Origin of the sequence: Sporosarcina siberiensis, from assembly GCF_042681925.1 — a bacterium.
GTDB classification, from domain to species: Bacteria; Bacillota; Bacilli; order Bacillales_A; family Planococcaceae; genus Sporosarcina; species Sporosarcina siberiensis.
In genome coordinates, this window is the sequence record NZ_JBHUGI010000032.1 from 156,069 (window position 1) to 180,186 (window position 24,118).

General features: G+C 38.9%; 28 protein-coding genes. All 28 read right to left on the reverse strand.

The window, feature by feature from the left end; all coding sequences use genetic code 11:
- Positions 1–3 precede the first annotated feature (3 nt).
- The 28 genes from flhB to topA all read right to left on the reverse strand — a co-directional run bounded on the left by flhB (position 4) and on the right by topA (position 24,022).
- The gene (flhB, locus tag ACFSFY_RS11660) at positions 4–1,086 is read right to left on the reverse strand and encodes a flagellar biosynthesis protein FlhB (protein WP_381538215.1); all 1,083 of its coding nucleotides are present in this window, start codon (positions 1,084–1,086) and stop codon (positions 4–6) included.
- A gap of 1 nt (position 1,087) precedes the next feature.
- Entirely contained in the window at positions 1,088–1,864 is a 777-nt protein-coding gene (gene fliR, locus ACFSFY_RS11665) for a flagellar biosynthetic protein FliR (protein ID WP_381538217.1), read from the reverse strand.
- A gap of 4 nt (positions 1,865–1,868) precedes the next feature.
- Positions 1,869–2,138, reverse strand: coding sequence for a flagellar biosynthesis protein FliQ (fliQ, locus tag ACFSFY_RS11670; protein ID WP_381538219.1), 270 nt, complete (start codon positions 2,136–2,138; stop codon positions 1,869–1,871).
- 11 nt (positions 2,139–2,149) lie between these two features.
- Positions 2,150–2,815 (reverse strand): flagellar type III secretion system pore protein FliP, encoded by a 666-nt coding sequence (gene fliP / locus ACFSFY_RS11675; protein ID WP_381538221.1) that lies wholly within the window; start codon positions 2,813–2,815, stop codon positions 2,150–2,152.
- Positions 2,808–3,509 carry a flagellar biosynthetic protein FliO gene (locus tag ACFSFY_RS11680; RefSeq protein WP_381538222.1) on the reverse strand — a complete coding sequence of 234 codons (702 nt, stop codon included), beginning with the start codon at positions 3,507–3,509 and terminating at the stop codon, positions 2,808–2,810. Before ACFSFY_RS11680 ends, fliP begins: the two co-directional genes overlap by 8 nt.
- Positions 3,510–3,516: 7 nt before the next feature.
- Positions 3,517–3,879 carry a response regulator gene (locus ACFSFY_RS11685; protein WP_381538224.1) on the reverse strand — a complete coding sequence of 121 codons (363 nt, stop codon included), beginning with the start codon at positions 3,877–3,879 and terminating at the stop codon, positions 3,517–3,519.
- A gap of 19 nt (positions 3,880–3,898) precedes the next feature.
- Positions 3,899–5,089, reverse strand: coding sequence for a flagellar motor switch phosphatase FliY (fliY, locus tag ACFSFY_RS11690; RefSeq protein ID WP_381539061.1), 1,191 nt, complete (start codon positions 5,087–5,089; stop codon positions 3,899–3,901).
- Positions 5,082–6,080, reverse strand: coding sequence for a flagellar motor switch protein FliM (gene fliM / locus ACFSFY_RS11695; RefSeq protein ID WP_381538226.1), 999 nt, complete (start codon positions 6,078–6,080; stop codon positions 5,082–5,084). Before fliM ends, fliY begins: the two co-directional genes overlap by 8 nt.
- Positions 6,081–6,099: 19 nt before the next feature.
- Entirely contained in the window at positions 6,100–6,537 is a 438-nt protein-coding gene (gene fliL, locus ACFSFY_RS11700; RefSeq protein WP_381538227.1) for a flagellar basal body-associated protein FliL, read from the reverse strand.
- Entirely contained in the window at positions 6,527–6,748 is a 222-nt protein-coding gene (locus tag ACFSFY_RS11705; RefSeq protein WP_381538229.1) for a flagellar FlbD family protein, read from the reverse strand. The genes fliL and ACFSFY_RS11705 overlap by 11 nt, the downstream gene beginning before the upstream one ends.
- Positions 6,749–7,051: 303 nt before the next feature.
- Positions 7,052–8,296, reverse strand: a complete 1,245-nt coding sequence (locus ACFSFY_RS11710) for a flagellar hook-basal body complex protein (RefSeq protein WP_381538231.1) — start codon at positions 8,294–8,296, stop codon at positions 7,052–7,054.
- Between the two features lie 82 nt (positions 8,297–8,378).
- Entirely contained in the window at positions 8,379–8,759 is a 381-nt protein-coding gene (locus ACFSFY_RS11715) for a TIGR02530 family flagellar biosynthesis protein (RefSeq protein ID WP_381538232.1), read from the reverse strand.
- Between the two features lie 18 nt (positions 8,760–8,777).
- Positions 8,778–9,434, reverse strand: a complete 657-nt coding sequence (gene flgD / locus ACFSFY_RS11720; RefSeq protein WP_381538234.1) for a flagellar hook assembly protein FlgD — start codon at positions 9,432–9,434, stop codon at positions 8,778–8,780.
- 3 nt (positions 9,435–9,437) lie between these two features.
- Positions 9,438–10,661 carry a flagellar hook-length control protein FliK gene (locus tag ACFSFY_RS11725; RefSeq protein ID WP_381538236.1) on the reverse strand — a complete coding sequence of 408 codons (1,224 nt, stop codon included), beginning with the start codon at positions 10,659–10,661 and terminating at the stop codon, positions 9,438–9,440.
- 29 nt (positions 10,662–10,690) lie between these two features.
- Positions 10,691–11,290, reverse strand: coding sequence for a MotE family protein (locus ACFSFY_RS11730; protein WP_381538238.1), 600 nt, complete (start codon positions 11,288–11,290; stop codon positions 10,691–10,693).
- A 4-nt stretch (positions 11,291–11,294) separates the two neighbouring features.
- On the reverse strand, positions 11,295–11,744 hold the full coding sequence (gene fliJ / locus ACFSFY_RS11735; protein WP_381538240.1) for a flagellar export protein FliJ: 450 nt from the start codon (positions 11,742–11,744) through the stop codon (positions 11,295–11,297).
- On the reverse strand, positions 11,741–13,072 hold the full coding sequence (gene fliI / locus ACFSFY_RS11740; protein ID WP_381538242.1) for a flagellar protein export ATPase FliI: 1,332 nt from the start codon (positions 13,070–13,072) through the stop codon (positions 11,741–11,743). The genes fliJ and fliI overlap by 4 nt, the downstream gene beginning before the upstream one ends.
- Positions 13,073–13,074: 2 nt before the next feature.
- A complete protein-coding gene (gene fliH / locus ACFSFY_RS11745; RefSeq protein WP_381538244.1) occupies positions 13,075–13,848 on the reverse strand; it encodes a flagellar assembly protein FliH in 774 nt (257 codons plus the stop codon).
- Complete coding sequence (gene fliG / locus ACFSFY_RS11750; RefSeq protein WP_381538246.1) at positions 13,841–14,854, reverse strand: flagellar motor switch protein FliG; 1,014 nt, start codon at positions 14,852–14,854, stop codon at positions 13,841–13,843. Before fliG ends, fliH begins: the two co-directional genes overlap by 8 nt.
- Positions 14,855–14,866: 12 nt before the next feature.
- Positions 14,867–16,456, reverse strand: coding sequence for a flagellar basal-body MS-ring/collar protein FliF (fliF, locus tag ACFSFY_RS11755; protein WP_381538248.1), 1,590 nt, complete (start codon positions 16,454–16,456; stop codon positions 14,867–14,869).
- A gap of 66 nt (positions 16,457–16,522) precedes the next feature.
- Entirely contained in the window at positions 16,523–16,831 is a 309-nt protein-coding gene (gene fliE / locus ACFSFY_RS11760) for a flagellar hook-basal body complex protein FliE (RefSeq protein WP_381538251.1), read from the reverse strand.
- A 25-nt stretch (positions 16,832–16,856) separates the two neighbouring features.
- Positions 16,857–17,318, reverse strand: a complete 462-nt coding sequence (flgC, locus tag ACFSFY_RS11765; RefSeq protein ID WP_381538253.1) for a flagellar basal body rod protein FlgC — start codon at positions 17,316–17,318, stop codon at positions 16,857–16,859.
- Positions 17,319–17,320: 2 nt separating this feature from the next.
- Complete coding sequence (gene flgB, locus ACFSFY_RS11770; RefSeq protein ID WP_381538254.1) at positions 17,321–17,713, reverse strand: flagellar basal body rod protein FlgB; 393 nt, start codon at positions 17,711–17,713, stop codon at positions 17,321–17,323.
- A 278-nt stretch (positions 17,714–17,991) separates the two neighbouring features.
- Complete coding sequence (codY, locus tag ACFSFY_RS11775; protein WP_381538256.1) at positions 17,992–18,768, reverse strand: GTP-sensing pleiotropic transcriptional regulator CodY; 777 nt, start codon at positions 18,766–18,768, stop codon at positions 17,992–17,994.
- Positions 18,769–18,865: 97 nt separating this feature from the next.
- Positions 18,866–20,266, reverse strand: a complete 1,401-nt coding sequence (gene hslU / locus ACFSFY_RS11780) for an ATP-dependent protease ATPase subunit HslU (RefSeq protein ID WP_381538258.1) — start codon at positions 20,264–20,266, stop codon at positions 18,866–18,868.
- Positions 20,266–20,805: an ATP-dependent protease subunit HslV gene (hslV, locus tag ACFSFY_RS11785; protein WP_381538260.1), complete on the reverse strand. Its 540-nt coding sequence runs from the start codon at positions 20,803–20,805 to the stop codon at positions 20,266–20,268. Before hslV ends, hslU begins: the two co-directional genes overlap by 1 nt.
- A gap of 15 nt (positions 20,806–20,820) precedes the next feature.
- Entirely contained in the window at positions 20,821–21,720 is a 900-nt protein-coding gene (gene xerC, locus ACFSFY_RS11790; protein WP_381538262.1) for a tyrosine recombinase XerC, read from the reverse strand.
- A gap of 229 nt (positions 21,721–21,949) precedes the next feature.
- Entirely contained in the window at positions 21,950–24,022 is a 2,073-nt protein-coding gene (gene topA / locus ACFSFY_RS11795) for a type I DNA topoisomerase (protein WP_381538264.1), read from the reverse strand.
- Positions 24,023–24,118 lie beyond the last annotated feature (96 nt).

The following is a 24,118-nucleotide window of genomic DNA, read 5'->3' on the forward strand; positions in this document are numbered from 1 at the left end:
TGTTCAAATTTTACGCTGAATTCGATACACATAAGCCAGTATTTCAGCAATTGCCTTAAAAAACTCTTCTGGCACACGGTCCCCTATTTCAACTTGATCGTAGAGTGATCGAGCAAGGGGTCGGTTTTCAACGGTTACTATTTCATGCTCTGTTGCTATCAACTTAATCTTTTGTGCAACAAAATCAACACCTTTTGCAACAATAATTGGAGCATCCATCTTCCCATCATCGTACTTAATTGCAATTGCATAATGGGTCGGGTTTGTAATGACGACATCTGCATTTGGAACCTCTTGCATCATTCTACGCATCGCCATTTCACGCTGACGTTGTTTGATGCGCGATTTAATCTGAGGGTCCCCTTCAGTGTTTTTATGTTCATCTTTAATATCCTGTTTGGACATTTTCAGATTTTTTTCATAGTCATATTTCTGATAAAGAAAGTCAAGTATAGATATAAATAAGAGTACAAATGATGCAATAATTCCCATCATAACTGCAAGTTGTCCAACAGTTGTCATAATATCCCATGGACTTTTAAACGCTAATCCAAGAACTTTGTGTATATTTGTATAGACAATAATAAATGTAACGGATCCAATGAAAGATATTTTCAATACAGATTTCATTAATTCAACAATGGCTCGTATGGAAAAAATACGTTTTAATCCTTTAATCGGATCAATTTTTTTCAAATCCATCTTGAGTGGTTCTGCTGTAAATAATATACCAAATTGCAATAAGTTTGCTGCAATCGCCGCAACTACCGCAATTAACATAATTGGTAAGAGAACAAATGCCATTTCAAGTAAAACATCTGTGTAGATGATCATTACGGTATCAATATCATATTGCGTCATAGGGACAAACTTTGTAAATGAGTGATAAAAAAAGTTAAAAAAATGATCTCGCATTGACGCTGCCCCAAAAAGCAGGAACATAAAGATCGATAAAAGGAGAATAGCACTCGTGACGTCTTGGCTCTTTAACACTTGACCTTTTTTTCGAGAATCGAGGCGTTTTTTCTGCGTGGCTTTTTCGGTTTTCTCTCCTGCAAAAAACTGCAGGTCTAGCCGCAACAACATACTAGCCACCTCCAAGAAGAACCATTAAATTCCTCATGCTTATGATCATAAACTCGAAAAGTTTTTTCATAACTTCAATCATTACAACCATTGTTATTGTTAAAACAATAAAACTTACCCCGATTTTTATAGGGAAACCTACGACGAAAATATTCAATTGTGGAACGGCTCTAGCTGTTATTCCAAGTGCTAAATCGACCAAGAACAATGTGGCAACTATCGGTATGGACATTTGAAAAGCAATTGCAAAAGACGCTGCAAATGTTTTAATAACAAACTCAACTACTCCAGCACTGCCAAACGCAGGCCACACTTCATCAATTGGAATGAATTGATAACTATAATAAATTCCATCGAGCAATAAATGATGCCCATTCAATGCAAGTAATAATAGGATTGCCAGCGAGTTGAAAAACTGACCCATAAGTGGTGACTGAGCACCCGTTTGTGGGTCAATGATATTCGCAATAGCAAAGCCCATTTGAAAATCGATAAAGCCACCCGCAACTTGGATGGCTGCCATAATAATGAATGCGATGATTCCGATTGTTAAACCTACTATGGCTTCTTTAACGACAAGAATTAAATACGTACCATCGACTTCTAAACCAGGTACATCAATCGAATAGACAAGCATCCAGGCAAACAATGCTCCAAAAATAATTCGTTGCGTCGCTGGAATTGCCCTATAAGAAAATAGCGGTAACGTTACAAAAAAAGCAGTAACACGTGTCAATATAAGTAAGTAAGCAGAGAGCGACGGTATTAATTCTTCCATTTAATCACCCAATGTACCGTGAAAGATTTTCAAATATATCTGTTGCATAACTTGTAACTCTGCTAAGCATCCAAGGACCAAAGAAAACAATTCCGACAAGAACGGCAACAATCTTAGGAACGAATGCTAATGTTTGTTCTTGTATCTGAGTTGTCGCTTGAAAAATACTTACAGAAAGACCGGTTACCAGTGCAAGTATAAGGAGTGGGCCTGATGTCATAAGAATGACTGAGACTGCTCGTTCGGCTATAGATATAACCATTTCACCTGTCAATTTAACCCCTCCTAAAAACTTTGCAACAGCGATTTGATTATTAAGTACCATCCATCTACAAGAACGAATAACAATATTTTAAACGGTAATGAAATCATAACAGGCGGTAACATCATCATCCCCATCGACATAAGTATACTAGCGACAATCATGTCAATTACTAGAAATGGAATAAAAATCATAAACCCCATCTGAAATGCTGTCTTTATTTCACTTAATGCAAATGCAGGAACGAGCATTGTTAATGGAATATCCTTTAATGATTCTGGACGTTCCACTTCGTTGTACCTTAAAAATAACTCAATATCTTTTTGGCGTGTATGTTTACTCATAAATTCTTTTAATGGTAGACTCGCTTCTTCATAAGCCTCTTCCAAAGTAATTTCTTCGGCAAACAAAGGTTTTAATGCATTATCATTTACCTGAGAAAACGTCGGTGCCATTATAAAGAAAGTTAGAAAAAGTGCTAACCCGACGAGCACTTGGTTTGGTGGCATCTGCTGTGTCGCGAGTGCTGTTCGAACAAAAGACAAAACAATAATAATACGTGCAAATGAAGTCATTAATATTAAAATCGCCGGTGCTAAAGATAATACAGTCAATAAAAGCATCATCTTAATGGAGGTGGATACATTTGAGGGATCACTGTCCGAGAAAAATTGGACGAAATCATTCATCTCTTTTGCGCCCCTTTTCTGTCAGTCGGCTTAATTGCCGTTTCCTTTCCTCTTTCATTTCGTCGATTCTTGTATTGAAAATCGTACTGAATTCGGTTGGTTCATCTCTTGATTCTTCTTTTTCCTGATTCTTTTTACCACTTAATTTATTCAACACTTTTTCAAGTATCCCTGATGCAAGTGGTGCAGCGTCATCTTGATAGAACTCTGTAAGTTTTTCAATTTCATCTGCATCTGTAACTTCTTTTAAAAGCCGGATATCATCTCCGACACCTATCAAGTAGTACGTTTCACCAATGACAACTAGTTGTATCGATTTATGTTGTCCTAATGAAATCCCGCCCATATTTTTCATAAGTCGAGTTTTATCATACAGACGATTTCTTCGATTTATGAACTTTAGAAGTGCGTATAATAATCCAATGACAAAAACTAGAGCAAATAATGTTTTTATGTAATCTCCAACTGAAGACCCTAAAGTCGAAGGTTTAGAAGTACTATCGGACGTAGGTGCCTCAACCGTATCTTCACTTTCTATTTCAGCGTCGTCCTCACAATCTTTTTTATCATCAAGACAATCGGATAGAAACAAATTATTTCCATCCGCGCTGACTGTTGAATGAGGTGCGATTCCGAGAATTAAAAGAAGTAAAAGAGCAATTGGTATATACTTTTTCATTATGGATACCATCATAATCTATTTATCCTAATGCTTTTTCAATTGCTTCAACAACACGGTCTGCTTGGAACGGTTTGACGATAAAGTCTTTAGCACCTGCTTGAATTGCATCAATTACCATTGCTTGTTGACCCATAGCAGAGCACATGATGATTTTTGCTGAAGGATCTTTTTCTTTAATGGATTTAAGTGCTGTAATGCCATCCATTTCAGGCATTGTGATATCCATTGTTACAAGATCAGGTTTTAATTCAAAGTATTTATCAATTGCTTGTGCGCCATCCGCTGCTTCCCCAACAACTTCAAAATTATTTTTTGTCAATATATCCTTAATCATCATTCTCATAAATGCCGCGTCGTCCACAATCAAAATTCTTCTTCCCACACTCATTACCTCCCAGTAATTATCTCAAGTTATTCAGACGATCTGCCTGACTTAATATATCTGTAATACGCACACCAAAGTTTTCATCAATGACAACAACTTCGCCTTTAGCAATCAGACGACTGTTGACAAGGATATCAACGGGTTCACCTGCTAATTTATCTAGTTCTATAATCGATCCACCAGAAATCTCAAGAATCTCTTTTACAGATCGCTTTGTACGACCCAATTCAACCGTTACTTGCAAAGGAATATCCAGTAGTAAATCTAAGTTCTGAGACTCTCCTTGAGTTAAACTTGGTGCATCAAAACTAGCAAATTGTGCCTGTTGTACTTGCACTTGCGGTTCAGGCGCACGCATTTGTCGATGTTGCTGTTGCGACGTATGTTGTTCTTGATAAACTGGCTCATTTATGGGTTCAACTGGCCGTTGCTCACTGTTCACATTTCTGCTTGGTTCTTGCACTTGTCTGACCGGAGCAACCATTTCAGCTACTGCTGCTGTTTCATTTTCACCCATTCCACCTAATAGTTCACCAACAAGTTCTTTTCCGAATTTCAGAGGTAAGAGTTGCATTATGTTGGAGTCAATTAAGTCGCCCACTTTTAGAGAAAATGAAATTCGGATCATTAACTCTTCTTCAAGTAAATGTTCACGACCTTCGTCTTCGCTGAAATCAATTAAATTAATAGACGGTGGGGAGATGTCTACTTTTTTATTAAACACAGTAGACATGGATGTTGCTGCAGACCCCATCATTTGGTTCATCGCTTCTTGGACTGCGCTTAAATGGATTTCTCCTAAATCGCCATTAGGCTCTCTACCATCGCCCCCAAGCATAAGGTCAGCAATAATTGCTGCATCGCTTTGCTTGATCACCAGAAGGTTTGTCCCACTAAGTCCAGCTGTATAATGCACATTTACCGCTGCGTAAGGATGGACAAATTCTTTTTCAATTTTAGCTTTGTCAACGACTGAAATCGTAGGCGTCGTAATTTCAACCTTTTGACCGAGTAGTGCAGAAAGTGCGGTAGCTGAACTACCAAAAGAAATATTTCCTATTTCGCCCAGAGCATCCTGTTCCATCTCTGTTAAATAGGAATCTGTAGTAAATTCATCCTCCAGAGTTCCTGAAACTTCCTCCGAAGCAATCGGTTCACCGCGTAATAACGCTTCGATTTCCTCTTGCGATAGAATATCATTACTCATCATCTTCATCCCCTCCAATCATCGTTTCTATTATTTGCGCTGCCATGCGATTCCTTAAATGTCCCGGTTGAGCAGTAAATTTCGGTATATCGCCAATTTTCACAATTAGTGGATCATCAATATTCTGATCCAAAGAAATAACATCGCCCTTTTGAAGGTATAAGAAATCCTCTATAGTCATTTTACCAGTTCCCAGTTCAACAACAATAGGTAATGAAGCTTTTTTAAGTCTTTGTTCAAGCTTAGCGCTTTGTTCAGATGTCATTTCTTTTTTATTCGTTTGCATCCAATATTGAACCGATAAATTAGGCACGATTGGTTCCAAAACAATATGTGGTATACAAATGTTGATCATTCCACTTGATTCGCCAATCACTATGTTGAATGAAATGACCACAACCGTTTCATTCGGTGAAATCATTTGGAGAAACTGTGGATTTACTTCGATTTCAGTTAAATAGGGATCGATGTCTATTAAACCCGACCATGCTTCACGTAGATTATCAAAAGATCGTTCAAATAAATTCCGCATTATTTTCATTTCAATTTCGGTTAAGCTATCTGCTTTACCTGGACTCTCGCCAACTCCACCCATAAGACGATCCAACATGGAATACGCAATATTTGGATTGACTTCCATGAGGACGTTACCTTCTAGGGGAGCTACTTCGAAAATATTGATGAGTGTGATATTTGGTATGGACCGAATGAACTCTTCAAAAGGGATTTGGTCTACTGAAGCGACATTTATTTGCACATAGGTTCGAAGTTGCGCTGAGAAAAACGTTGTCAACAATCGAGCGAAATTTTCATGGATTCTCGTCAAGCTTCGAATTTGGTCTTTCGAAAACCGGAGGGCCCGTTTAAAATCATACACTTTGACCTTGCGGGTTTCTTCTTCAACTCTCATATCATCCGCAGACATTTCACCTGTTGACAATGCAGACAAAAGTGCATCAATTTCATTTTGCGATAAAATATCTCCCGACATAAGGTCACCTCCTTAAAACTTACTGAATAATGTAAGACACTATATAAACCTTTTCGACTTGCCCCTCTTGCATCAATGGATTCAAATAGGATTTCAAAGCGTTTTCAAAAGCTTGTTTTCCTGCTTTTCCTTCAAGATCTTTTGCTGTCATTTCGGATAATTCCTGTATTACAATGTTTTTTACTTGGAACTCACGTTTCGTAAGTTCTTCTGCTGCTTTAAGATTTTCAGTTTGTATTTTCAATGAAATACGGATAAACTGTCGGCTCCCAATATTTGTAGTGATTTCAGGAACATCAACAGAAGCTTCGATAATTTCATCAATCGTCAGCTCTTTCACTTCTGCTTCGGCTTTATTGTCTTTTCCAAATGACAACCAAAGAGTAAGGAAAACCACCCCAACTAATGTGATACAAACGAGCACAATTAATATAATCGTCAACATTTTATTCTTCATCTTCAGCACCTCTTACATGCGGATTTGTTAATAATTGAACTTCTTTATAAAATTCGGTAATGCGGCTGAGGACTTCATCAGCCGTATCCAGAACAATATACTTTGTGCCCGTTGTTAGAGTAATTGTAGTATCCGGAAATGACTCAATCTTTTCTATGTAGAGAGCATTTAATGTGAATTCCATTCCGTTCAATCGAGTAACTTTTATCATATGTAAGGGGCCGGGCATAAGAGCCGGCCCGACCCTCCTTTTTAAGGGTGCCAGGCACTGACAGCCATTTGCGTTCTACCGCAAATTGTGGCAGTGCCTGGCATCCCGTTATTAACCGGTGTCCGGGATTAAACCGGTTGATTTCCGTTACAGGCGGACGCGTTCCACGGGGCGAGCGGCGAGCCTCCTCGGTCGCTATCGCTCCACTGCGGGGTCTCACCTGTCTCGCTTAATCCCGTTGGAGTCGCCGCCTTTCACTCCAATCAACCTAGTTAGAATTAAAAATAGTTATGAGTTATTAAATTATCGTTTCAAGTTCACGAGTTCTTGAAGAATTTCATCGGAAGTTGTGATGATTCTTGTGTTTGCTTGGAAACCACGTTGTGCTATGATCATTTCCGTGAATTCTTCCGCAAGGTCAACGTTGGACATTTCTAGAGTACCAGATTCGATTTTCCCGAAGCCTTGTTGAAGTGCGACGCCCGTTTCTGCAGCTCCAGAGTTTGCAGATGTACGGAATAAGTTTCCGCCTGTTTTCTCAAGTCCTCCCGGGTTAGAGAATGTAGCCATTTCGATTTGTCCCGCTTCTTGAAGTGTTGCTTTATTGGCTTCCAATACTTTATCGAAAGCAACTTTAGCTGGATCATAGGCTAATTTAGCTGCATTGTAAGCCGGTGTAACATCTGCTGCTCCAGTATCTGTCAGCACTTTATCAGCTGCAGTTCTCGCATTTTCAGCATTAGTTCTAACAGTATCAAGTGGACCTTTCGCTGTCACAGCTGCACCATGGACACCTTTTGCCACAAGTGCGTCAGCTACTGCAACTGCGTCACCTGGATTTGCAATTACAACTGCTTCGGCTGCATCCCATGCGTCTTTGGCTTTATCAATGGTTGCTTTCGCTTTTTCCACAGCTTTGTCTGCTGCTTTGAAAGCTTTGTCTGCTGCTTCAGCCTTATCTTTTGCATCATTTAAAGCCTTTTCAGCTGCTTTAAATGATGTTTCGATTGGTCCGAACCTTCTCTCAGCTGCCGCAATTGCAGCTTCAGCACCTTCCGGTAGGTCTACAAAGTAAACTGTTCCATCTTGACCAATTGACATGGAAGATGCTGATAGTGGAATATTGATAATGCCATCATCACCTACCACGTATCTTCCATCACCATCAACAAGATCTCCATTTTGATCCATATAGAAGTTCCCTGCTCTTGTATACATCACTTCGTTGCCGTCCATTACTTGGAAGAATCCATCTCCTGTAATCGCAAGGTCTAATGTTTGTCCAGTAAATTGAGTCGAGCCCGGGCTATGCAATGTATCGATTGCTGCGAGTTGTGAACCAAGTCCAACTTGTCTCGGGTTAACCCCTCCACGATTATCTCCTGGTGCTGATGCGCCTGCGACTGATTGTGAAATTAGATCTTTAAAAATGGTACGTCCTTTTTTAAATCCGTGTGTGTTGACGTTTGCGATGTTGTTACCAATTACGTCTAGTTTTGTTTGAAAGTTTTTAAGTCCTGAGATTCCTGAGTACATTGAACGTAACATTTATAATTGTTCCCCTCTCGATTTTGAGTGCACCGCTTCGATCAGTCGGCGGTGCGTGGCATCCTGTAAAGGTCCTGCCATTTTAGCTAAGCACTATTGTGCCGTCAATATTTGTGAATAGTTGATCTTTCGCTTCCATGCGGTCCATCGCTGTAATGACAGTTGAGTTTCTTGCACTTACAATGAGTGCAGCTTGGTCCATCAGGACGAGCGATTCTTTGATTCCCTTCGATTTCGCCTCGTTCACTTTATCTGCAATATGTGCCCATTCGGATTCTGATATTTGAATGCCACGCTCTTTTAAACGATCGCTTGCATGTTTGCTGATTTTCAGCTCTGCAGGCTCTTTCGCTTTATTCAAATGTTCAAGAAACGATTGTTTAGGACTTTGGACAGATTGTACGGGCTTTCCTTGGCGAATGAATGGCTGCGATGGAATGCGATGGATGTTTATGTTGTCCATACGCTCACTCCGTTCGTTTTATCGGCTTATTGATGTGAAGATTTTTCCATCTATACGACTTCCATCTTCCAAAATGTATTGAAGTTTTCCTTCTTTATTGGAAACAGAAACGACTAGGCCTGACTTTTCTTCTTCGCCGTCCATATATCCAACATTTTTACCAATGAGCATACTTGCCTCTACAAGGTTTGAAGAACCACCTGAACCACTTGCAAGTACTTCGGAAATATTTCCTGGCGTAAGTTCTTTTCCACCTTCCATTGTAAAAATAGCTGACCCGTTGACAAATTTTACAGATGCAATCATACCAGTACCTTCAGAAACAACTGGTTTACCATCTTCGCTAAGTTCTTCTGTTATTTGATGCCATTTAATATTTTTACCAACAAATTGGTTGTATTGTATTAGTTGGGATTGACCTTGTGCTTCAGCAAATTTTTCAAACGACTTTGATAGATTCATTGTTTGTTCAAGGGAAGAAAACTGAGCCATTTGCGCAATAAACTCATTATCTTTCATTGGATTCGTTGGGTCCTGGTTTTGCAACTGCGTGATAAGCAGTTTCATGAAATCATCTTTACCCAATGTACCATCGCCTGTTTTACGTTCATCACGTTGCTTATTGACCAGGTAATCAGTTCCTGAAATTGGTTTTTGGCCGTCAATCGTTGTCATTCGTTATGCCTCCAGTTCAATCATGTATTCCTGGAATGTCATCTCATCTTCCGGGTTTTGACTCTGTTGTTGTTCTGCTGTTTCTTGGTCCTGTTTAAAATGCTGATTGAAAGCCTGATCTCTACCATTACGCGTGGTATCTTGCAATGTTTGGGAAACATCAATGCGATCTACTTGTAAATTCTGTTGTTGGAAGGATGCCTTTAACTGATGTAACTGACTGTCCAACATCTCTTTACCAAGTGCGGTTGACGCAAGTATTCGTGCAGTCATTATTCCATTTATTTGTATAAGTTCGATGCGTACCTGTCCCAAATGTTCCGGATTTAATTTAACAAGCAGTCGATTCGTTCCACCTGCTTGACCAAAATTAGACCTTTTTAATATGTTTTGCAGTTCTTTCATAAGTGTTTCATTTCGTGCGTTGTTGCGATTCTCCACTTCTGTAGCCGATAAGTCACTTTTAAAAATTGACATGTGGCTAGACGCGGCACCCATAGATTGCAGTTGTGTATCTTTAGTCGTTTCTTTTGGATTGCTATCGTTATTATTCGAATCTTGATTGACATCTGATTGGACTACAAATCGTACAACTTGCTGCGGCAATTGTGCTAATTCAATCTTTGCCAAACTCTTTACATTCAAGTTGGTTTCAAACTCGTTTGCAACTGTAGTTAGCATGCTTTGAAGATTAAAGACTTGTTGTTCTTGTTTCACATAAAGGTCTGTTTTCAGTGCTGAAACCTCAATTGTTTTCAAGAATGCCAATAGCTCAATCGCTTGGTCTTTTGGCATTTCACCGTTTCCTTCGAGTGAGGCTAGAAGGTTATTAAAAAATTGCGGTGTTAGAGCATCAATTGCATCAAGCAACGGAATTATACTATCCATTAAACTTTGTGGATTTACTTCCAAACTTTCAAAATCAATCATTTTAAGCAAGTCATCTATTTTCTCATTATCTTCTAAGCCTTCGCTTGTTGCATTTAAAGCGGTAGTTAACTCTTCTAAAGTTTTCGCATTTAGTATGGCTAATAGCTCACTATCAGTTGAACTTTCAGTGGTTTCTTGTGCAACTTTTGGTGCTACCGGAAGACCGGACATAACTCTGCTAAAAACAGATCCAAAACTCGAGTTGTCCTTTAAATTACCAGATTGCATTCCATTTGTTTGTGCTCGATTACTTGTTCCAGTAACCGTTTGGCTCATTGTTATATTGATTTTTTTCACCTCCTTTAAAAGGATTTAAACCAAGTTTTTTAGTTCGTCATTAGCGTTGTATATCTAGCTGCATCTACAGGAGTCATTTTTTCAAGAATGGCCGCAAGAACATCTGGTTTCATAGTATTTAAAATACGCATTGCTTCTTCATCAGCCATTTCAGTTAAGATTGGAGCTGCTGACTTGGCGGACATTTTCTCAAATGTCGATACTATTTCTGCAAACGCTCTTTTGGTGGAATCTTTTTCGACCTTTAAAACTTCTATTTCATATTGAAGTTCTTCTTGTTTTTCAATCAATAATCTATTCTCTTCTACTGAAACTTGAACCTCAGATTGAATTTTCACCAGTTGTGATTCTTTTTCTTTAAGCTCTGCTTGTAAAGTCACAACACGCTCTTCTAGTATTAAATCATTTTCATTTTCAGCTTCCTTTTCATCTTCGGCAAAAGGAAGATTCCCTGATAATTCCTTTGCTTTATCGAACACATTTACATCGGTGAACTTGGCAATAATTAGAAACACCGCTGAAATCGCAAGTAAAGGGATGAGCACAGAGAGCATTACGACAAGTAGCTTGCTTGATGATTTATTTTCATTCACAGCTGACAACTTTTCATCTTTTTTATTTTTCGCCATAGTATCACCTGATTTCTTTTCTTCCGAAACTTAACGTAGATAACTCATCAAGCTGAATTGCATCTTGGTGTTCCAATTCAATTCGATGATCTTCTCGGTCATTTTCTTTCATCTTTTCAAACTTCTTCACTTCAATTGTTCTTTCCAATAACTTTTCTTCGTACCACGTCATTTTCGAACGAGCTTGTAGAACTTCTTGTTGAACTTCTGCAATTTTTTTTTCAAGACTATCCACAAATCGCACATAATGATGAATTCCATCAATTGAAAATCCGCTTTTTAATCGTTCTTGCTGTTCTGCTAAAGTATCTTCTTTCTTTTTCAGTAGGTCATACAGCATTGTTGCAACAATTTCAAAGGCATCAATCGATGACTTGTACTCCGTCTCGGTTTCAGTCTTTTGTTGTTCACGATATGTTAAAACTTTCTCGAAACGGTAACTGTATGCATTCACAATACCTTCCCTCCCGTTCCAAGTGCTATTAGTTCGGTAATGCTGTCTTCAATTGAAATATTGTCTTTATAACTCTGTTTCAAAAAGTTTGTAATCAGAGGCTCGAATTCAATTGCTTTATCAATCTCTTTTGACGTCCCACGTTTGTATGCTCCAATGTTAATAAGATCTTCGGATTTATCGTACGTGTAATAAAGTTCGCGGAGCCTTTCAGCTGCTTTTACATGGTCATCATCCGCTATATGATTCATCAATCTACTGACGCTTTTTAGAACGTTAATGGCTGGATATTGTCCTTTATTCGCAAGTGTACGATCCAAAACGATGTGACCGTCAAGTATCCCTCGTACAGCATCTGCAATCGGTTCATTCATGTCATCTCCATCTACAAGAACGGTGTAAAAAGCCGTAATCGCACCGTGCTCATTTGTTCCTGTACGTTCAAGTAATTTAGGCAATATGGAGAAAACAGACGGTGTATATCCTCGTGTGGCAGGAGGTTCACCGACCGCAAGACCAATTTCACGCTGAGCCATCGCAACTCGAGTAACAGAGTCCATCATTAACATGACGTTCATTCCTTTATCACGGAAATATTCAGCAATCGCCGTAGCCGTAAAAGCTCCTTTAATCCGCATTAAGGCTGGTTGGTCAGAAGTAGCCGCAACTACAATTGAACGACTCATTCCTTCAGGCCCTAAATCTCTTTCAATAAATTCCCGTACTTCTCGACCACGTTCTCCGATTAGTGCAATGACGTTTAAATCCGCAGTTGTATTTCGGGCGATCATGCCGAGTAATGTACTTTTACCTACACCAGAGCCTGCGAAAATACCTATTCTTTGACCGTTCCCAATCGTAAGCATTCCGTCAATTGCTTTTACTCCGACAGATAGTTTTTCATTGATTGGAGGACGTGTGAGTGCATTTGGCGGATCTTGTTCTGTCCGAACAGTTGTTAAACCCCTTGGCAACTGGCTGTTGTCAATTGGGTTTCCTAATGAATCTAAGACTTTACCAATTAGATTCATTCCAACTTTTATTTCTAGCGGCTTTCCAAGACCTTCGACCAAGCAGCCACTTGAGATATTTCGTATATTTGTAAAAGGCATCAGAATAACGATTTCTTCACGAAAGCCGACAACTTCTGCTTTTATGACCGAATCTGCTTCTGTAGCATTCTTCAAATGAATATGACAAACGTCCCCTATAGAGCTTTCAGGTCCTTGCGATTCGATCATTAGACCAACGACACGCGCAACACGACCAAACTTTTTAAACGTATTCAGTTTAGGTATAAATTCGGTCAATTGCTCCGCTTTTTTCATCGTTAGTCACCGCTTTCCATTAATTCGATAAGGCGTTCTCTGAGTTCATTTAATTGTTCATCTACGCTTACTACAATTCGGCCATGATTTGTTTCGATATAACATTCTGTCGATTCAAAATCATCATTTGCAAAAATGAGGAACGGTATGTCTGGTGGGAATATCGCAGCGAGTTCTGCTCGGTTTGCTGATATGAATTCAAAATACTCATGAGAAATATATAATTTAATTTCTTTCATCTCTCGTGAATCTTTAATTGCTCTCCGAACAATGGATAGAAAGCGTTCTTCATCCTCTTCAATGACTTCACCCAAAATTCGTTCTGCACTTCGCATCGCAAGCTCAAGTATGACGCGTTCCTGACTTGCAACATATTGACTCGCATTGTTAAGGGATAGCTCTGTAGTTTCATTCGCTGTTTGAATTGAAGCAGCCATATCTGACACAGCCTTATTTCTTCCCTCTTCATGTCCTACTTGAAAACCTTCTTCATATGCTTTCTGTTCAAGTAATTCCTTTTCTTCAATCCATGCTTTTTGCATCGCTACGATATCTTCGGTAGCAATGTTTCGCATGTTTTCTACCGACAACTTTTCCATCTTAATTTCTGTATTGGCTTCATTTAAAATCCGGTCGCGTTCGAAGTAAATATCCCCTATGGAAAGATTTTGAACTTCCATATTGAGTTCTTCTGATGTATTTAAGTTCCGGATACCAATTCGTCTCGCTTCCCCAGTTTCTGGAAAGGTGTTTCGAGAACGGAATACATTAGACAATGATGTCATCTCCTCCACCACGAGCAATGATTATTTCACCGGAATCTTCCAATCTGCGTATAATTGCAACAATTCGTGACTGGGCTTCTTCAACATCACGCAGTCGAACCGGTCCCATAATTTCGATTTCTTCTTTGAACGTCTCAGCCATTCGTTGGGACATGTTTTTATACATAACTTCTTGAACTTCTTCGCTCGATACTTTTAACGACAATATTAAATCTTCATTTTCACAGTCTCGTATAATTCGTTGAATTGAACGATTGTCCAGCGTTACGATGTCTTCAAATACAAACATACGCTTACGAATTTCTTCTGCGAGTTCTGGATCTTGTATTTCAAGTGCATCAAGGATTGTTTTCTCAGTTGCACGATCAACACCATTAAGTACCTCAACGACAGCATCTACTCCACCTGTTTCAGTGTAATCTTGAGTAACAGTAGACGATAACTTCCTCTCCAACACCGCTTCAATCTCACTGATTACTTCCGGAGATGTAGAATCCATTGTTGCAATTCTTTTCGCAATATTCGCTTGCATTTCCTGAGGTAAAGAAGATAAAATCATTCCGGCTTGTTGTGCCTCTAGATAAGATAAGATCAATGCAATCGTTTGTGGGTGCTCGTTTTGAATGAAATTCAGTATTTGTGTTGGATCTGCTCGCCGTGCAAAATCAAACGGCCTCACTTGTAGAGATGATGTGAGCCGGTTAATAATGGCTTGTGCATGTTCTTTCCCAAGCGCTTTTTCCAAGACTGTTTTGGCATAACCAATACCACCTTGAGTAATATAATCTTGTGCAATTGCAATGGTATGGAACTCTTCAATAATTTCCTCTTTAACGGAAGACTCAACCTTTTTTACACCTGAAATTTCAAGCGTCAAACGCTCGACTTCTTCTTCACTAAGATTCTTGTAAACCGCAGCTGCTACCTCGGGTCCAAGGGAAATAAGTAGGAGGGCCGCTTTTTGTTTACCCGATAAACCTTTATCTTTTTTCACCATTTTATTTCCCTCCTATTCTTCAGCAATCCACGTACGCAGTAGTTTTGCAAATTCTTCAGGTTTTTCTTTTGCAAGTTTCTCAAGTTGTTTCCTACGAAGCGTGCCTTCTGTCTCTAGCTCTGTATCGATTTCATCGATAGTAAGCCTTTCTTGCTCCTCGAGTATCATTTCTTGCTCTTCTTCAGCTTTACTGCGTTTTCTAAGAAGACCAATCACAAGTCCAATAATTACGAGTAAAAGTACTCCGCCGACAACATATATCCACCACGGTATTACAGAACCTGTCGATTGGAATTCAGCCTGTTTACCGTTAAACGGTTGAACAGAGACAACAACCTTTTCACCAATTTCCAAATCTGTAAGTTCCCCAGCAGCTTCTTTATCAATAGAGGTACGAATGATTGTTGCAAGAATACGCTCTATATCCACTTGTACACCTTCAGGCATAGAAGTAATATCATCTGCTACAGGAGGTTCTACCATCACTTGAATTCCAATATCCCGAATTTTATATGGACTTTCAACAATTTCTTTCCTTATTCGATTGACTTCATTATTTATCGTTTCTTCAATTTTTTCGTAATCACCGTTTTGGAATTGCCCCTCAACATATGATGTTGTTCCATTATCGGTAGGATCTTCTCCTGCCGGAGTGCCCCCTACTCCAGGCGCATTTCCTGTAAAGGATTCAGTGATTCGTTGAACACTTAAGGCAATACCTTCCATGTTCTCAACATCGACAGGCGTTACGAGTGACTCTTCACGATTTTCAAGTTTAAAATCAACATCAGTCGTAACAGATACAATTACTTTGTCCTGCCCCATCATTGTTCCTAGCATCATTTGTACTTGTCTTTGTAAATCCCGTTCAATTGTCTTTTTAACAGCCATTTGCTCCGTAATACTCGTACCGTTCGTACCGTTATTAACCTTCATATCAAAGTATTCTAAGTACTGGTTTCGTATGGAAATATCTTCTGTTGCAAGATTAGGTAAAGCTTTAGAGACTAGCGTATATAGTGCAGTTATCTGAGGGTCTGTAAATTGATGACCCGGGTTTGTTTTTAAAATAATTGCTGCAGTTGCTTTTTGAACCGAGTCATTTAGAAAAACACTTTGCGTAGGCATTGTAATCATGACGTTCGCATCTTTTATTCCTTCAATACTTTTGATTAGATTAGCGAGTTCAGTTTGTGTAGCTGCGAGTTTCATAATATTAAACTCATTATCTGTCATACCGAAACCTGCATTTTCTGAAAAGATTGTGTAATCCGTTGTTCCCGAAGTTGGAAACCCTTGTGCAGCTAATGTAACTAGTAGATCATTAACTCTCGCTTTAGGCACGTGTATTGATGACCCACCGGCTTCAATCCGATTTGGTACCCCTTGACTATCGAGTTGTTCCTTAATGCGGCCTATTTCCGCGGAGGAAACTTCTTGATATAAGGGCACAAATTCTGTCCTGGAAAGAAAGAATGTTAAGAAAGCTGCGATTGCGACAATCCCCACAAGTGATATGATATATGTATTTTTTTGTCTTTTTGTGCGACTTGTCCAAAACAAACCAAAGTCTGTTTTGATTTTCGCAATTCTTTCATTCATTATAATCCTCCGGTCAACTTACGTAATTTAAGCTATAAAACCAATTCGAATGAAATAACAATATACTCAAACTGGCATCCGGATGATTTCTTGATATGCTTCTACGACTTTATTGCGCATTTCCATCGTTGCGTTTAGTGCAATCGATGCTTTTTGCGCCGAAATCATTACATCATGCAATTCGACATTTTCGCCTCTGACAAGTTTTTCAGTCATCCTATCGGAATTGATTTGTGTTTTATTTACTTCATTTATTGCATCTTTTAAATACGTTCCAAAGCTCTGTTGTACTTCATACGATGTCGGTTTCAACTGAGTTTCGGGCTTTAGAAAACTTACATTTGTTGCGTTATTTAAAACAGATTGAATGGCCATTGTATTCAACTCCTAATTCACTAAGTTATTTCCCGATTTCTAGGGCTTTCATTAACATTGATTTGTTTGCGTTCAACACAGTGACATTTGCTTCATAAGAACGAGTAGCGGACATTAAATCGACCATTTCCCGAAGTGGGTCCACATTCGGCATTTCCACGTATCCTTCTTCATTTGCATCTGGATGACCCGGGTCAAATACGAGTTTAAAAGGAGTTTCTGTATCTTCATTGATTCGTGATACTTTCACACCGTACCCAGCAGAGCCTTTGTTTGTTTTCCCCATCGCTGCGTTTAACATAGAAGAGAACTGGCCTTCCCGCGGTTGAAAAGATACGGACTTTCTCCGATAAGGTTGCCACTCACCATCAACAAGTTTATCGCGAGTTGAATCAATATTCGCCATATTGGAGGAGATTACATCCATCCGTAGTCTTTGCGCAGTAAGTGCCGAAGCGGACGTATTCAAACTATGAAATATCGTCAAAGTCATCGGCCTCCCTTAATTACGTTTTGCAATGTACTGAACTTTCCGTTCAATCGATCTACAACTGCATTGTAATAGATTTGATTGGCTGCCAAACTCGACTGCTCTTTATCCATGTCTACACCATTGCCATCGTGGCGGTAACGAAAGTTTGCATAATTAAAAACGCCAGTATGTGTTGACCGATTTTTAAAATCGATATGGCGTTCATCTGTTTGGTATGCACCTATGTTTTGGGCTTTGACATTTGAAAAAACTTCTTTAAAGCTCACGTTTTTGGCCTTATAATTAGGTGTGTCGATATTAGCAATATTTTGAGCTATCGTCTTTCCTTTTGTAGCTGAATAATTCAGACCAAGTTCAAGAGATTGAATTGTATTCCCAAAAATATTCATTGAGTACCGCCCATCTATTATAAAGTTAGTATTAATTTATAAGCTATTATTATTATAGCAACCTACTATTTTTTAGCATCTAGTACTATTCTAGCAGATTCTGTCGCACTATGTCTATGAATACTTAAACAAATAAAACGACACTTTATTCACATTTCGACATCATATTTATACTATGTTTTTCTTGTGCCTCATTTTATCACTATAAATAATATTTTTTTAGAAAACAAAAAAAGCACTCCCTAAAATAAAGGGAATGCTTAATTACTATTTACTAATTATGATTTTTGCTTTTCAAGTTCTTCAAGAAATTTGTTGTTCAGAACTTTGATGTAAGTTCCTTTCATTCCTAATGAACGAGACTCGATAACTCCAGCACTTTCTAACTTACGAAGCGCGTTTACAATTACTGAACGTGTAATTCCAACACGGTCTGCAATTTTCGATGCTACTAGAAGACCTTCATTACCATCTAATTCATTGAAGATATGCTCAATAGCTTCGTGCTCACTGTATGAAAGTGAATTGATAGCCATTTGAACAACAGCTTTACTACGAGCTTCTACTTCAATTACTTCTGATTTTTCACGTAAAATTTCCATTCCTACAACTGTTGCACCGTATTCAGCAAGAATTAGATCATCGTCTTGAAAATCGTCTTTCATTCTTGCAAGAATAAGTGTACCAAGGCGTTCGCCGCCACCAATGATTGGAACAATCGTTGTTAAACCATCTTTAAATAAGTCACGGTTTTCAACCGGAAACGCCGTGTGAACGCTATTTACATCTAAGTTTGATGATGTTTCATTTACATCAAAAAGTCTCTTTGTATATTCTTCAGGAAATTGACCTTCTTCAAACATTTGCTTCATGCGTTCGTTTTCAATTTGCTGATGAATTTCAACACCGAGCAATTTACCTTTTCTACTTACTATATATGTGTTACATGCAATTACAGAACTTAATTTTTCTGCCATCTCTTTAAAGCTTACTTGTTTTTCTGAAGACTCCTGCAACATTGCATTGATCTCTCTTGTTTTCGCTAATAGTGTCATCTTTCTGTTTCCTCCTCAAAATAATTACAATTGGTTATACGAATATTCTAAAGGTTTCTAATCGTTAAATAAACTAAAACGATTCGAACTTTATGAATTAAAGTATAAATTGTGACAAATCTTTGTTTTTTGCGATATCTTGGAGCTTTTCGTCGACATATTCCGACGTTATTTTTATAGTTGCCGGACCTATTTCAGCTGCTTCATACGATAATTCTTCTAATAACTTCTCAAGAATTGTATGCAGACGTCTTGCACCAATATTTTCAGTGTCATCATTTACATTAAATGCGATTTCAGCAATTCGACTGATTGCTTCGTCAGCAAAATGTAGAATAACCTCTTCTGTTTCGAGTAGCTTTTCATATTGACGTATCAAAGAGAACTCTGGTTCCTTCAAGATGCGTTCAAAATCACTTTTCGACAGTTTGTCGAGTTCAACTCGAATCGGAAAACGACCTTGAAGCTCCGGAATAATATCCGAAGGTTTCGCCATATGAAAAGCACCTGCTGCAATAAACAAAATGAAGTCCGTTTTTACAGTACCATACTTTGTAGATACGGACGAGCCTTCTACGATTGGTAAGATATCCCTTTGAACGCCTTCACGTGAAACATCCGCAGATGACCCGCTTCCTCCACGACTAACGATTTTATCCATTTCATCCAGAAATATAATTCCGGATTGTTCTGTTAGCTCGATTGCATGTCGTGCGATTTCATCATGATCGATCAACTTATCCGCTTCTTCGCTTTCTAGGAAAGGACGAGCATCTTTTACCTTTAACTTGCGTTTTGTTGATTTTTTCGGCATCAGTGATGAGAGTGCATCTTGCATGTTGGCTCCCATTTGTTCCATGCCAGACCCTTGAAATGCGTCGTATAACGAAGGAGTTTGAGCTGTGACTTCTATGGTTATCGTTTCTTCTTCAAGTTCGCCAGCATGAAGTTTTTTAGAGATTTCAGAACGCTTCAATTTCACACTAGCTTCTTCCGCGTAATCTGTCTCTTCCTCTTCTGCCTTTTGTCCAAACATCATTTCGAAAGGATTTTGCATTCCACTTGCTTTTTTCTTCTGAGGAACAAGCAACTCGATGAGACGCTCATTCGCAAGTAGTGCAGCTGTTTCTTTTACGGATTCGCGCTTTTCTTCACGAACAATACGAATTCCTGCTTCAACTAAATCTCGAACCATCGATTCTACATCTCGGCCAACATAACCGACTTCGGTAAATTTAGTCGCTTCGACTTTTAGAAACGGCGCGTTGACAAGTTTCGCTATTCTTCTAGCGATTTCTGTTTTACCGACACCAGTAGGTCCAATCATCAATATGTTTTTTGGAATAATTTCATTTTTCTCAGTCTCTGAAAGCAAACTTCTTCTATAGCGATTTCGGATTGCAACCGCTACTGCCTTTTTTGCGTTTTCTTGACCAATAATATAACGATCAAGATGTGCCGTCAGTTCTTTTGGAGTCAATTCCTTTTTTAGAGTCATCAGAGCACCTCCACTATTATTTGATCATTTGTATAAACACATATTTCAGAAGCGATTTCTAAAGATGCCTTAGCAATTTCAGTAGCCGTTAACGTATCACCGCTGTATTTCTTGAGTGCGCGTCCCGCAGCAAGTGCATAATGACCACCAGAACCAATTGCAAGAATGCCATCGTCAGGCTCGATCACTTCACCAGTTCCCGATACAAGAAACAGCTGTTCTTTATCCATTACAAGTAACATCGCTTCAAGTTTGCGAAGAATTCGATCTCCGCGCCACTCTTTTGCGACTTCTACTGCTGCACGTTGAAGATTACCATTGTACTCCGTAAGTTTACCCTCGAAAATCTCATATAAAGTAAATGCATCTGCAACCGAACCAGCAAATCCGGCAAGAACCGTGCCGTTAAATAATTTCCGAACTTTTTTCGCGGTATGTTTCATGACAACTGCATTACCAACCGTTACCTGTCCGTCTCCAGACATTGCAACAGCACCGTTGTGACGAATCGCAAATATTGTCGTTGCGTGGAATTCCATAAAAAATCATCCTCCCTATGCTCTTGGGTGAGTATTCATATACGTTTTCCTTAAATGTTCTTTTGTTATATGCGTATACACTTGGGTCGAAGAAAGATGTGAATGCCCAAGTAATTCTTGTACCGTTCTCATATCGGCTCCATTTTCAAGCAGATGTGTAGCAAACGAATGGCGTATCATATGTGGATAGATTTTAGAATGAAGTGAAGCATTTTCAACAAGCGAACTAAGAATATGACGTACTCCTCGATCTGTCAGCGGATCTCCTCGTAGATTAACAAATAGATATTTATGATCTTTCTTTTTCATTAGTTGTAATCTGCATTCTTCGCGGTAAACATCGATGGCTTGCTGAGCAAAGCTACCATAGGGAACATAACGTTCCTTTCTACCTTTTCCCATTACCATAACAATTCCAAGATGATCGTCGATATCATTTAATTGAATCGATATTAACTCGCTAACACGTATACCTGTCGCATACAGCATTTCTAAAATCGCACGATCACGTAATGACTTCTTATCTTCACCAGCACAAGTTAAAAAAAGTTGTTCCATTTCTTTTTCATAAAAAAAAGCAGGAAGTCGCTCTTCCTTCTTTGGATGATGAAGTGACCTGAATGCATGATCATTTGTTCCATATCTAGAATTCGCAAACTTAAAAAGAGAACGAATAGAAGATACTTTTCTAGAAATCGTAGTTCTTGCAAGACCTTTATCATACAAACCCGTCACATACAGCCTTGCCTCTGGATACGTAACATCATTTAAATCAGCAATTCCTTCAGCACTTAAAAACAGTAGAAATTCATCTATATCTTTTTCATATTCAGAAACTGTTAAGGGTGAGAAGTTTCTTTCAAGTCGAACATAAGTGATGTATTCACCACGGATAATCGAAGGTTCTATTATCAAACAGTCCACCTCCATAATGAAAAGCCTCTAAATTATAACAAAATTCAGAGGCTTTCCGCAATCAAGATACTAGTATACTAATTTGGTGAAAACGTACATTCTTTAAAGGATATCCAAAAGAGAACTGTTTTAACGCCTAACTAAAGGAATCTTACTCGTCTAAACCTGACTTTCTAAGTTGTGTCTAGATATCAACAATTCCGAATTAAGTAAGAATCCCTGTCTATTCTTATTGTGTATCCTCTTGGTAATCACATTCTGTACATTGAACAGTAACGCCTTTTTTCGATTTCTTCTCAACAAGTGGACCTTCACATTTAGGACAAGCTCGTGCAACTGGTTTATCCCAAGAAACAAATTCACATTCTGGATATTGATCGCAACCGAAAAAGATTCGTTTTGTTTTACTCTTACGCTCAACGACTTCACCCTTTTTACATGTAGGGCATGTTACTCCGATTGGTTTAATAATCGCCTTTGTATTTCGACAATCCGGGAATCCCGAACACGCCATAAATTTACCGTATCTTCCAAGCTTGTAGACCATAGGCAATCCACACTTTTCACAATCTTCCCCAGCAGGTTCGTCTTTAATCTCGATTTTTTCCATTTCAGCATCCGCGTATGTCACGTGTTTTTCGAAATCCTTATAGAAATTATCGATTACTTGAACCCACTTGGTTTTACCCTCTTCAACATCATCCAGTTCTCTTTCCATCTGAGCAGTAAATTCAACATCTATAATGTTCGGAAAATATTCATCTACTGCTTGATGGACAATTCCACCTAGTTCTGTAGGAATGAATCGTTTCGCATCAAGTGTTACATATCCACGTTTTTGAATGGTATCGAGGGTTGGTGCAAACGTCGATGGTCTTCCTATTCCTAGTTCTTCAAGTGTACGAACCAATCTTGACTCGGTGTACCTAGGTGGTGGTTGCGTAAAGTGTTGTTTCGGATCAATTTCTTTAAACTTCACCTTTTCGCCCTCCACCAACGGAGGAAGAATACGATCTTTTTCTTCTTCTTTATCGTCATCGCCTTCAACATACACTTTCATAAACCCTTGGAACTTCACCTGTGAGCCAGTTGATCTAAACCTCACATCTCCATTAACCAAGTCTACCGAGACTGTATCCAAGACCGCTGGAGCCATCTGACTCGCTAGAAAACGTTCCCACACAAGTTTGTACAACCTGAATTGATCACGCGATAAAAGAGCCTTCATAGCAGCAGGAGGACGCATTACCGATGTCGGGCGAACAGCCTCATGCGCATCTTGTGCTTTTGGCGATGCTTTCGCTGGTGGTTTTGCTGCTGCAAGGAATTCTTCACCGTACATTGTTTCAATGTAGGATTTAGCTTCTGCATTTGCAGTTTCGGAAGTTCTTGTAGAATCTGTTCTCATATAAGTTATAAGACCCACGTTACCTTCTTTACCAATATTAATACCTTCATAAAGTTGCTGGGCGATCATCATTGTTTTTCTTGCACGGAAATTCAATTTACGCGCTGCTTCTTGTTGTAACGATGATGTTGTAAAAGGAAGCGCAGGATTGCGACGGCGTTCTTTTTTCAAAACTTTGTCGACGTCAAATGTTTTCCCTTTTAATTTGCCGAGAACTCCATCAACTTGTTCCTTATTAATTAACTTCACTTTTTTCTTGCCTTCACCATAAAAACTTGCATCAAATTCAGCTTTTCCTTTTTCAATGCGAGCAGCAATGCTCCAGTACTCTTCTGGTTCAAATGCGTTAATTTCATTTTCACGATCAATAATCATACGAAGTGCAACAGATTGAACCCGTCCAGCGGATAAACCCTTTTTCACTTTTTTCCAAAGTATTGGACTGATGTTATAACCGACAAGTCGATCAAGAATTCTTCGAGCTTGTTGCGAATCCACTAGGTCCATATTAATTGGACGCGGATTCTTAAAGGATTCCTTAATTGCTTCTTTCGTTATTTCATTAAATACAACTCGACAATCGGACTCGATATCTACGCCTAATTGATGGGCTAAATGCCAAGCAATCGCTTCCCCTTCTCTGTCGGGGTCAGCCGCGAGATAAATCTTTTTTACTTTTTTTGCTTCCTTCTTTAATTCTTGAAGAATAGGGCCTTTACCACGAATTGTAATATATCTAGGCTCATAGTTGTTTTCAGTGTCTACGCCCATTTGGCTCTTCGGGAGATCCCGTAAGTGCCCTAGTGATGCACGTACTATATATTTTTTCCCAAGATAGCGTTCGATTGTTTTCGCCTTTGCTGGGGACTCTACAATTACTAAATAATCTGCCAATTAAGTGTGCCTCCTCAGAGACTTTCTGTATTTATTCCTAAAAAGAATATCTGTTGCAAAATGTATACTAGATTTCAGTAAAAAGCAAACTTTTTA